The sequence below is a fragment of the Winogradskyella pulchriflava genome, from assembly GCF_042434315.1.
Classification (GTDB): Bacteria; Bacteroidota; Bacteroidia; order Flavobacteriales; family Flavobacteriaceae; genus Winogradskyella; species Winogradskyella pulchriflava.
This window is the reverse complement of record NZ_JBHLTQ010000016.1, coordinates 1-10,441: the sequence shown is the minus strand read 5'-3', so window position 1 is coordinate 10,441 and position 10,441 is coordinate 1. Positions and strand designations below refer to the sequence as shown.

Here is a 10,441-nt window from a genome sequence, read left to right as displayed (position 1 = left end):
ATTCCTTGAACTTCGTAAAAGTCCGATTCATTAAAGTCCGAATATTTCTTTTCTGATTTACAGGAAATAAGTCCGAAACTCAATGAAATTAATATGGTTAGCGTTTTTCTCAAATTACTTACAACGTGTTTGTATATGGTTTGTTGCGTGGTTAAGCAACTAAGTTAGCAAATAAAAACTGAATAGAAAATCCGCGAGGATTTTCGTAAGTAGGCTAGAACCAAGCAATAAATTATATACAGTGTTGTGCAACGTTTTTTATTCTATTCGTTTGTATTCAAGTCGGTTTTTCCAAGTTCTACCATCTAAAAATGCTATTATTAGAAATGCGCCTGACCTGTGATGTGAATAATCAAAAATCAGATTTCCATCTTCAGATTTACTTAATCTCGTTCTTTTAATATCAATCGCTCCAGCAATATAGGGAACTAATAGAAATCCAGTGTTCTTATTTTTTAAATATAAAAATCCGTCTTTTTTAAGTTTTGCTTTTAGCATTCTTTCTCTAAAAATCGTGTCGTTTTCAATGTAACTTATTCGAATCTTTTTTTTATTCAAAACCTTAAGTCCGAATTTGTAGTTTTTCAAACTGTCAAGATGCAAAGTGTCCTTGATTAATTTTCGGTCGATTTCTTCCAAAAAATTATTTCCAGTCCACATCTGTTGGTTAAATTTTTTGAAAACAGTATCATAGTCAACTTGCTTAATTTCATAAATACCATCTAATTCCGATAAGTTTGATTCATTAAGCGGATATGGATTGGTTAAATCATTATCAAATGAAGCGCAACTTTGAAAAAGTAAAAGTGTAGTTAAGAAGTAAATTAGGTTTCTCATTCAGGACAGTTTCTCAAATGTTGCACAACGGTTACGTATATAAAGAGTTGCGTGTTTGTGTGCGAGGATTTTCCGAAGGAAAATCAGAAGCTAGCAAACAAAGCAACCAACATTGGTTAAGCACAAAACAGCAATTTTTTATATACAATGTTGTGCGTTCGGCTTTATTAATATATTCGTCTTATAAATCTCTTATCATCGTCGTTATGCCACTGTACTTTATATGTATTTCCGTTTATTTGGTCTAGTAATATAAAGTTGTACATATTATCCGTTGGGTAAAGGTTAAATCTTCCGTTAATTTCATCTTCTGGTAGTACAAGTGAATATGAATTTATGCTCAATGTACCTTCGAAGCTATCTTTTGAGATTGAGAAATGCACTTGCCATATTTTTCCGTTTCGGGTATTCAATTTTAGTGAAGCCCAAGTGTTATCAGTTGGAAATAATTTATAAATAGGAACTTCCAACTGTTGAATTTTAGCCTTTTTTTCGACCTGCTTTTCGATTTCTTGCACAGTGCTTATACTGTCTTGTTCTATTTGTCCATATGTATTAATGGCAGTTAAAATCAGAAAAGAAAACAGCAAAAATTTTTTCGTCTTCATGTTTTTAATTTTATGTACATTCCGTTTTGTCAGCTGACGCACAACGTTGTTGTGTATGGAAAGTTGCGTGCTTGTGTGCGAGGATTTTCCGAAGGAAAATCAGAAGCAAGCAAGCAAAGCAACTGACATTGGTTTAGTATAAAACTAGCAATTTTTTATACACGGTGTTGTGTTTTCGTTGTTTTTTTTCTTACAGTTTTTGGTCAGTCGTTTTTTTTGCGTTTCGCTAATCAGTCCGACGCAACAGTTGCGCACTGCTTTGGTCAGTCAGAAGATTTTTTTGGGTTTTTATTCCGCAAACAAGCTAAAAGTCCGATGCGATTTTTATTCCACATTTGAATGAGAGTCCAACGTGATTTTTGAAAATCCGCAACACTATTTTTCGGTTTTTTCTTTCTTAAAATTCAAAAAAAAAAAAATTTCGAAAAACAAACTGGTTTTTTTCCGTTTTGAGTGAGTTCAGCAATGAAACACAACGGTCTCGTATAACCGTCAGTTACGGTTTTTAAATTACTATTTTTCGATTAAGCACAGGCTTTAGCAATTCCGAGTGGATTCGGACGTAGTCGAATCCGCCGTAATTGCGGTTATACATTGTTGGCATACGTTTTTTTCTTTTTTATTAAGAGTACTAATCCACCTAATACATTCCAAATTATTAAATACATCCAAATATCCTTCGCAAATTCAGTTCGGCAAGGTGGACAAGGGGAATTTGGTATACAAGGTTCGCACAGTATTAATAAAGGGTCAATTAAAAATCTGCCTATTAAAAGAACATTTCCAAGAATCCAGATATAAAAAAATCGGTTTTTATTTTTCATTCGGTTATAAACTACAATAGTATTTGTACGTGAATTTATTCTACTTTTTTATATTCATAATGCTTGTCAAAAAGTCCGCCTTTATTTTTATAAATCAGTTTTTTTTTGTCAATTTTGACAACGATATAATTCCGATTTCCGATAGTCAGAATTGAGTCAGTCAATTTATAAGTTGCATCATATTCATTTCCCATTTGGTTAATGAATATTTTTTTGTCTTTATTAAAAGTTAGAGAGGTTTTCAGTTCCGCTTTTGAGTCAGATTCCGAGTCAGATTTATTTTCGTTAAGTGGCTCAATATCATCAGGAAAAGAGTCCGTTTCTGCAACTAAAATCCATTTTCCAATTAATTTATTTTCCGATATGGATTGCGCTTTGCAAGAATTAATTCCGAGAATTAAAGTCAGTATTATTAATATTCTCATAGTTTTTTCAAATGTATGCCAACGTGTTCGTGTAATGATTAGTTACGGGAAAGGACATGAGTCATTTTTAGATAAGTTACTAAGTTAATTAATTTCAAGGGATTTTCCGTTAGGTAAATCAGCAGTAATTAATTATACACGTTGTTGTGTGCAGTTTTTAATTACTTATTGTCGCTGTACAATCAGTTACTACTGGTGGTTCAGAACCAGTTTGTGACGAAATTGTTACGTCTCCAATAAAATCATTGTCAGAATTTATTGAACCTGTAAAGTTCCAACTGTCATTTTTTATTCCAAATGGTGATGTCTCATCACATTGTGAAGTATATGTAAACGTAAGATTTGTGCCATCATAAGAATAACTTCCATTATCAGTACAACCATTTATTGAACCTAAATCTTCAATATTCATTGTAAAGTCGTCAAAAAATGTAACATCTAATGGACCTAAAGGTGGAAATTGACCGCCACTACAATCATAAATTAATTGACGAGTTCCGACAAGAACTGTTTGATTATCTTCTGAATTGGCATTAAAAGTTACTGTGTCAATATTAGTTCCATTCGCTTTTTTTACCGTTGCCTCAACTGTTTGAGGGTTAGTATTATCACCAAGTGTCCAAAGCACTTGTGCAAAACCATTCTCATCAGTTATTACGGATTCTTCATCTAAATTTCCATCACCTGCGGTTACAGAGAAATAAATAGGTACAAAGGGCATTGGATTATCTAAAGCATCCGTAACTTTTACTTTTAAGGGTTCCTCCAGAAGTTGTCCTTGGTCTGCTGTTTGATTATTACCCGATTCAATCGTCAATGAAGTTGGTGCATTCCAAATAGACTCTTCATAACTATCTGTTGATGAAAAGTCAGCAAGAGTATTTCCAAAAATTGTAATGTCAACACCTGTGGTTAAATTTAATCCTGCTTTTAATTCAGCATCCCAATCTAAAGAAGGGGAAGCTACATTGAAATTAAAATCTTCTGTTAGTTCTGGTTGGCAATACGGTCCAATAACACCATAAAATTTTAAACTTGCTCTTGGTGTTATAGTAAGGTTTTGCGCAATATTAACTTGTCCTCCAAAATCCATAGAATTAACTTCTAAACCAGCGGTTAAATCAAAATTCCCAGTCCAATTGTCGTTTTCATATTTAACTCCTGTAGTAACACCAAATGTATTTGTCCAACTAGAGAGCCAAGTTACATTAGTATCAATGCTAGCATTTAATTCTGCAACTAGTTGCGTATTTATGACTACCACAACAGGAACACCAGCAACAGGAAAAGTTAAGAATTTATCGTAATCAAGCAATGTTTCTGAAAATTCAGGTAAACTCAAACTACCAGCTACAGTTACATCAAAATCGCAGTTTATTTCTAGGTTAGCATTATCAGCTTTAAATTCTAAAAAATCTAATCCACCAAGGAATGAGTAGTTAGCATTGAAACTAAAATTTGGGTCAAATGTTGCATTTCCATTAGTTATGGTGAAAGTTGCATTTCCATCATCATACAACACAGTATTTGAAAAATCATACCCTAATCCATTTTCATTAAAACTTACGCCTTGTCGCATATAATTAACTTGAGTTCTTTGACTAACAGGATTTGCCATTCTTGAACTTTCCGAAATATCTGTATTAAATTGAATATTTACATTGTTAAAAACGTCATCAATTGTTGCTTGTGTAGTTTGCATAGATAAACTATTCCCATTCGAACTTACCGATATTACCTTTCTTAAAAACCCTTCACCTTCGTCTCCAACAATTATATCGTTAGTATTTATTTCTGGTACTTCACTTGCGAAATCAATGTTATAGATGCCATTGTTTAAGTCAGATTCAGAACTTGTGAGGTTAGAATTATCGTCTAGAATGATGACAACATTTTCGGCAACTTCTGGGTCTAATTGGTTGTCAGTATTTTCATCGGTGTTAGAATCATCATTTGAACATCCAAAAAAAATCAAAATTGAAAAGAAAATGGTTAGTTTTTTCATCAAGAAATAATTTGTTGATTAATAGCTTGTTAAAAGTAAGAAAAATATTAATAAAAGTAAATACCTTATACCAGGTATTCAGTTTCTTAAATTGCACACAACGGTCTCGTATAACCGTCAGTTACGGAATTAAAGATAATGTTTTTCGGTTTAGCACTGACGTTAGCAATTCCGAGTGGATTCGGACGTAGTCGAATCCGCCGTAATTGCGGTTATACATTGTTGTAGCACGTTTTTATTTTTCTTATCCAGTTATTTTTGTTTTCAATTATGTCAGTCGGCAATTCATTAATTTCATTCTGTTCAATTTTTTCCAAACAAGCTGAAAATATTGTTTCAGTCCCACTAATATTTAGAATTTCATTTCGGTCAGGTTTTCCAAATTCCAATGTTATAAACGAAGACCAAATTCCAATACGATACTGGGATTCCATAACAAATTCCGCAAAACTTTGAATTCCGATTTCTTTAATTTTTTCTTTTCCAAGTTCAACTATTGCTTTGTATTCGTGAGAGTCCGATAGGCTAAAATCAAATGGATGAATTCCCTGAAAATATAGATTTTTACATCCGAAAAGAAAGTCAGTTGCTTTACTATTCATCTGACCTAAATATTTTCGCAATAGCTTGATTCGGCTCCCAATTCCGTAAATCCGAAATTTCGCTTTCATTTATAGTTTCTATCATAATTCCCACATTAGGTTTACCTTTAGCAACTCTCATTCCAGCATCGATTCCTTTTATTCTTCGTTCTAATATTTGTCCGTTAAAGTAAAATTTGATTAAATCTCCAGTCAGAAATTCGCCATCCAAAATATTTCCAGAGAAGACAATTCCTCTGTCAGTAATTCTGAAAGTATCGTGAATTTCATATGTTGCGATGTGTTTCATCAAATGTGCTACAACGGTCTCGGCTATGAGTAGTTGCGTGGTTTAGCACTTAACTTTGCAAGTACGCACCAAACTGAAAATCCGCGAGGATTTTCAGAAGTAGGCGAGAACAAGCAATTACTTATAGCCATTGTTGTGTGCAGTTTTTTATCGTTGATATGAAACTGCCTGTGAGCAAGTACTTGTTACTGTTCCACTTGCAGTCTGTTCTTCAATATTTCTCGTCGAAGTTCCAATAAACATCTGTGTATCTTCATTCCACGTACCTGTAAAAGAAATTTCATCATATATAGTTGAAGTATTATAGATAGCGACAAAAGTCAAGTTTCCATCATTATAAGAATATGTTGAATTATTGTCGTAGCCTGAACAATTACATCCTGGAATAAAAGTTCCATCATCTAATAAATTAATACTATAAAATGCAACTGTCATAAGTGGTTCTTCACAAGTTGATGAATTAATATCCACAATATCCCAATTCCCAAGAATATCAAAGTCATTATTCTCCAAATAAATTTTAACAGGATAACTTCCCGTAAGTCTATTAAACTCATCTTCATAAGTGAAGTTTATTGAAGTATCTACGAACTCTGAAACCGAACTTTCGTCAATGATTGATGCAGTAATATTTATGTTTCCATCTGTGAAAGAGATGTTGTCGATATTTACATTATTATCAGTTATCGAAAAGTTTAAACTATTATAGAAGTCCTCATTTCCTAATGTGGAAATTACGGGATTTGTTTCGTTAATCGTTAAAACTGGTAAATTTTCAATATCAGAAAAGAAGAAAACATCGTTAATGAAATTGATAGCGCCATTTAAATTTTCTACAGTTGTATTGAAGCTTGAAAAATTTTCGAAAAAACCAGAAATGGTTTCATTTTCATCATTAGAATCAGAGCCTATCAATGCTCTTGTGTTTGACCCTAAAGGAAATGATGACTGTATACCAGAATTTAATTCTAAGCTTGTCATCATCGTAGAACGATTTTGTAAAGAAGCTAACAACCCACCTAAGGATACATTTTCAACTTTAATATTATTCAAGTTGATAAAGTTAATACCATAATCATATGCTTTTTTTGCAACGACAATTGCGCTTACTAAAAAAAGTAATTTAGTTGCTGGTTCAGGATAAGCTATTGCAAGTATTGCACTCGTACCAAGAGCGTATAGGGCAATCTGAAATTGAATTGGATATTCAGTTCCATTCATACGACTTGCAAAATCACTATTTATCAAATTATCAAAATATGGTTTATTGGTTTGATAGATATTCGCAATTTCAGTCTTTTCTTCAATACTCATATCTGCAATAGCTTCATTGAAAGAACCTAAGACATTATTTAAATAATTTTGGTCTTCTAAATTTTGAATTGATTGAATGTGATTTTCAAAATTTGTAATAAAAGGTGAAAGGTTTTCTTCTGCTGAGCCATTTATTTCGTTAGGCACAACTTGATATTTAATATTTAAATCATTAAGATTATTTATGTTGAGAATGCGCTCACCTGTTGGTATATTACTTGGAAGTATAAAAACCAGTTCGTTCTCAGATATTTTATAAATATCAATATTTTCGTTCTCAATTGTTCCTTGGTATTCATCTTGGTTAATATTTTCGCTCGTAATTGTAACTAATTGAGAATTCTTAATAATTCCACCATCAATGGTTTGTAATTGCTGTTCTGTTGATTCGTTGTCATCACTACACCCAACAAAAAGTAAAATAGCTGAAACGATGTAAATTAATTTTCTCATAATTCTTAATATTAAATTTTAAAACTAAACTATTCAGTTACTACATTCAATACCCAATGATGGGGATTTTTGGGTTCAAATTGCACACAACGTGTTTGTATATGGTTTGTTGCGTGGTTAAGCACATAATTTAGCAAATAAAAACCGAATAGAAAATCCGCGAGGATTTTCGTAAGTAGGCTAGAACTAGCAATAAATTATATACGGTGTTACCACACGTTTTTATTTCGTTTCTTTTTCCAAAATGTATGTTTTTAGTCGAGAAATAAATCCACTGATTTTTCTACTTTCATTCGACCATTTTCCTTTATACCTTCTATTATTTTTATCATAATCGTGCTGAAGTTCTCCACCTAAATCAGCTAAATAAATATCCAAGTCCATTTTCAATGATTGAAGAGTAGGAATCATTTCTGAATTTTCAGATTTCATTGTTTTTACAATATCTAAAAGTTGATTTCCAACTCTCTTCAATGAGTAAATGCTTGGTTGTTTTAATAGACTCTCATTAAAAATTTCTTTTCTAATTATTTTAGATTTTTCTTCAAATTCTTTAAGTTTCATTTATAAGTTAGTTTTAATTAAAAGCCCAATTATAATTATTGGTGGTAATATTATTAAAGTGTGATAAATCAAACTTGTTTTAATGTAGTAATCTGCTTTTATTTTGTAAACATCTATTTTACTTAATTCGTGATAATCAGCTTTTGATGCTTTAAACATATTATGGTCAATTGGCTCGTGATTTTCGTGTCTTTCTAAAATTCGTTCATATTTGTCAGATACTTTTTCTGCAAACTCTTTCTTTTCATTCAATTTTGGTTTCTCTTTCAGAGTTTTAAAAATCCTTAAATCATTATACAGTTTTGATAATTCAAGTCCGCAAGTATGAAATTGTTTTGCTTTTGTACTGAAGTCTTTTGCGTTCTCTATTTGTCCAAACACTAATAATAATATAGAAAGACAAGTAATTGAATATGCAATTAAGTTTTCGTCGATTGTTTCAGTTGAATATATATTATAAACTGATAAAAGTCCGACAGCTATTAAATAGACAGATAACATACTTAAACATAAGTTTGATAAGTCGGCTACTTTCAAAAGTCTTTTACTCGCATTAAATCTACTCCCTTTAGTAGACCAAATTTTATAATTCAATTCCTCAAGAAATGTTTTGTCTAGATAATCTTTATATGATTTTTTCTTCTCCAATGTTCGTTTTTTACTCAAATGTGTGGTAACGGTCTCGTATAACCGTCAGTTACGGGTTAAAGTACGTGAGTTTTTCGGTTTAGCACAGACGTTAGCAATTCCGAGTGGATTCGGACGTAGTCGAATCCGCCGTAATTGCGGTTATACATTGTTGTGCTTAGTTTTTTTATTTTGTTTCGTACCATTCTTTATAATCTAAATGTTTGTCAAATTCCTCATCATTTATTTTGAACAGAATCTTTGAATATTCTCTTAATTTTTAAATTCCTTTTTCATTCAGAAAATCGGTAATCATAAAATAAACCGAAGGATGTTCAATATCACCCATTTTCAAAGTCGAATATCTTTTCCTTGATTTCGGATATTGTTTCCAAAATCGTCTGTAATCGCTATAAATTTCATCCGTAACCTTTGAGATAATCTGATTTAACAATTCAGTTGGGATTTGATTGTCAGACAGTCCGACATAATACTCTTTGATTTTCGAGTAAAAGTCCTGTTTAGGTTTAATTTTATTTTCAGTTTTCCAGAATAGCATTTAAGTCAACTGTAATTCAATATTTTCGTGTTCTTTTATTATTTCAATTATTCGGTCATAGTATTTTAATTCCGATTTGCTTTTTTCACTACGATGCCATTTTAAGATATATTTCTCATCAACATCGTGAACTCCAAATCCGCCATACAAAACATCATTAAATGCGTTTAGATTCCGTCCAATTTTCCAATTCAGTCCGAAAGTCATTTTCGATTCTATCTCTCGATAAAATCCTTTCATATTTGAAAAGTTATTTCCGTTTATCTCTATTATTCGCATTTTGGATAAATTAAGCACAACGTTTAGTATATAAAAAGTAGGCGATTTCGTAGCACTAAACTTTCGGTTAAGCACAAAGTTTGATGCGAGCCAAAAGCCTCATTTTTACTACTATTTTGCCTATTTTTTATATACATTGTTGTGCTTTCGTTATTTTTCAATTTCTGCGATTATTTCTTTTGCGTCTTTTATGGTGTTTTTATAGAAATCAAAAATAAGATTTGCTTGATATCGTCTATTCATAATCATTATTTCCAATTTCTTATCATCTATTACACTTTTTAAATCAATATTCTCTATTTTTCTAGGGTCATCTTTATAAAATTCCGATTGTCGATGCCAAGGATTTGTTTTATTATATATCCAATAATAATTTTCTTTTACGTAAGGCTCATACATTGTTTTGATTTCTGTATTAGCATTAAGTTCCCTACTTTTTAACTGTTCGATATATCTATAATAATTCAATATTTTTGTTTGAAGTTCTTTACCAATAAATGCCATTCCATTTGAATTCACAAGAGCATTAATTCCGCTCTCGTTTATTTCTATGTTCCTTTCAAACATCATATAAATCAGATACATTTGAACATTTTTATCTACTGGTTTTAGAGTTTTAAATTGGTCTAAAAAGTCATTTGCATAATCAATCGTAGTTTGTGTTTCTGATAGTAACTCTTCAGCTTGTATTATGTCATCTTGAAGATTTAATTTTATTGTTTCTAAATGCTCTTTAGCTTGCTTGATATTACTTTTGTTTTCATTCCAATTATTAATGGATAGTGCAATCAAAATTCCAATAACAACGAGTACAATTTCTCCAACAGCATATTTGAAATACTTTCCAGTTTTGCCTTCTGCGAGTAAGTTTTGTCTAATTTTTCTAAAGAATTTTATCATTGGTTAATGGTTGGTTATAATGAAGCACAACGTTTATGTGTATGGAAAGTTGCGTGCTTGTGTGCGAGGATTTTCCGAAGGAAAATCGGATGCAAGCAAGCAAAGCAACTGACATTGGTTTAGTATAAAACTAGCAATTTTTTATACACGGTGTT

11 protein-coding genes are annotated in these 10,441 nt (G+C 31.5%); all 11 read right to left on the bottom strand.

What is annotated here, in order from left to right:
• Positions 1-258: 258 nt before the first annotated feature.
• The 11 genes from ACFFGA_RS14975 to ACFFGA_RS14925 all read right to left on the bottom strand — a co-directional run bounded on the left by ACFFGA_RS14975 (position 259) and on the right by ACFFGA_RS14925 (position 10,286).
• Positions 259-837 carry a hypothetical protein gene (locus ACFFGA_RS14975; RefSeq protein ID WP_386065245.1) on the bottom strand — a complete coding sequence of 193 codons (579 nt, stop codon included), beginning with the start codon at positions 835-837 and terminating at the stop codon, positions 259-261.
• A 167-nt stretch (positions 838-1,004) separates the two neighbouring features.
• The gene (locus ACFFGA_RS14970; RefSeq protein WP_386065243.1) at positions 1,005-1,445 is read right to left on the bottom strand and encodes a hypothetical protein; all 441 of its coding nucleotides are present in this window, start codon (positions 1,443-1,445) and stop codon (positions 1,005-1,007) included.
• Between the two features lie 859 nt (positions 1,446-2,304).
• Complete coding sequence (locus ACFFGA_RS14965; RefSeq protein WP_386065241.1) at positions 2,305-2,694, bottom strand: hypothetical protein; 390 nt, start codon at positions 2,692-2,694, stop codon at positions 2,305-2,307.
• A gap of 157 nt (positions 2,695-2,851) precedes the next feature.
• Complete coding sequence (locus tag ACFFGA_RS14960) at positions 2,852-4,699, bottom strand: hypothetical protein (protein WP_386065239.1); 1,848 nt, start codon at positions 4,697-4,699, stop codon at positions 2,852-2,854.
• Positions 4,700-4,911: 212 nt separating this feature from the next.
• Positions 4,912-5,301 carry a hypothetical protein gene (locus ACFFGA_RS14955; protein ID WP_386065237.1) on the bottom strand — a complete coding sequence of 130 codons (390 nt, stop codon included), beginning with the start codon at positions 5,299-5,301 and terminating at the stop codon, positions 4,912-4,914.
• Positions 5,294-5,590, bottom strand: coding sequence for a hypothetical protein (locus tag ACFFGA_RS14950; protein ID WP_386065235.1), 297 nt, complete (start codon positions 5,588-5,590; stop codon positions 5,294-5,296). The genes ACFFGA_RS14955 and ACFFGA_RS14950 overlap by 8 nt, the downstream gene beginning before the upstream one ends.
• A gap of 147 nt (positions 5,591-5,737) precedes the next feature.
• A complete protein-coding gene (locus ACFFGA_RS14945; RefSeq protein WP_386065233.1) occupies positions 5,738-7,357 on the bottom strand; it encodes a hypothetical protein in 1,620 nt (539 codons plus the stop codon).
• Positions 7,358-7,579: 222 nt separating this feature from the next.
• Complete coding sequence (locus ACFFGA_RS14940) at positions 7,580-7,921, bottom strand: hypothetical protein (protein ID WP_386065231.1); 342 nt, start codon at positions 7,919-7,921, stop codon at positions 7,580-7,582.
• Positions 7,922-8,569, bottom strand: a complete 648-nt coding sequence (locus ACFFGA_RS14935) for an SLATT domain-containing protein (protein WP_386065229.1) — start codon at positions 8,567-8,569, stop codon at positions 7,922-7,924.
• 538 nt (positions 8,570-9,107) lie between these two features.
• Positions 9,108-9,386, bottom strand: a complete 279-nt coding sequence (locus ACFFGA_RS14930) for a barstar family protein (RefSeq protein ID WP_386065227.1) — start codon at positions 9,384-9,386, stop codon at positions 9,108-9,110.
• A 150-nt stretch (positions 9,387-9,536) separates the two neighbouring features.
• Positions 9,537-10,286: a DUF6090 family protein gene (locus tag ACFFGA_RS14925; protein ID WP_386065225.1), complete on the bottom strand. Its 750-nt coding sequence runs from the start codon at positions 10,284-10,286 to the stop codon at positions 9,537-9,539.
• Between the last annotated feature and the right edge of the window lie 155 nt (positions 10,287-10,441).

Bases quoted from the DNA above. Each gene is read 5' to 3' on its own strand.
- ACFFGA_RS14925 (WP_386065225.1), bottom strand. From the start codon at position 10,286: ATGATAAAATTCTTTAGAAAAATTAGACAAAACTTACTCGCAGAAGGC.
- ACFFGA_RS14970 (WP_386065243.1), bottom strand. From the start codon at position 1,445: ATGAAGACGAAAAAATTTTTGCTGTTTTCTTTTCTGATTTTAACTGCC.
- ACFFGA_RS14975 (WP_386065245.1), bottom strand. From the start codon at position 837: ATGAGAAACCTAATTTACTTCTTAACTACACTTTTACTTTTTCAAAGT.
- ACFFGA_RS14940 (WP_386065231.1), bottom strand. From the start codon at position 7,921: ATGAAACTTAAAGAATTTGAAGAAAAATCTAAAATAATTAGAAAAGAA.
- ACFFGA_RS14950 (WP_386065235.1), bottom strand. From the start codon at position 5,590: ATGAAACACATCGCAACATATGAAATTCACGATACTTTCAGAATTACT.
- ACFFGA_RS14945 (WP_386065233.1), bottom strand. From the start codon at position 7,357: ATGAGAAAATTAATTTACATCGTTTCAGCTATTTTACTTTTTGTTGGG.
- ACFFGA_RS14965 (WP_386065241.1), bottom strand. From the start codon at position 2,694: ATGAGAATATTAATAATACTGACTTTAATTCTCGGAATTAATTCTTGC.
- ACFFGA_RS14930 (WP_386065227.1), bottom strand. From the start codon at position 9,386: ATGCGAATAATAGAGATAAACGGAAATAACTTTTCAAATATGAAAGGA.
- ACFFGA_RS14955 (WP_386065237.1), bottom strand. From the start codon at position 5,301: ATGAATAGTAAAGCAACTGACTTTCTTTTCGGATGTAAAAATCTATAT.
- ACFFGA_RS14960 (WP_386065239.1), bottom strand. From the start codon at position 4,699: ATGAAAAAACTAACCATTTTCTTTTCAATTTTGATTTTTTTTGGATGT.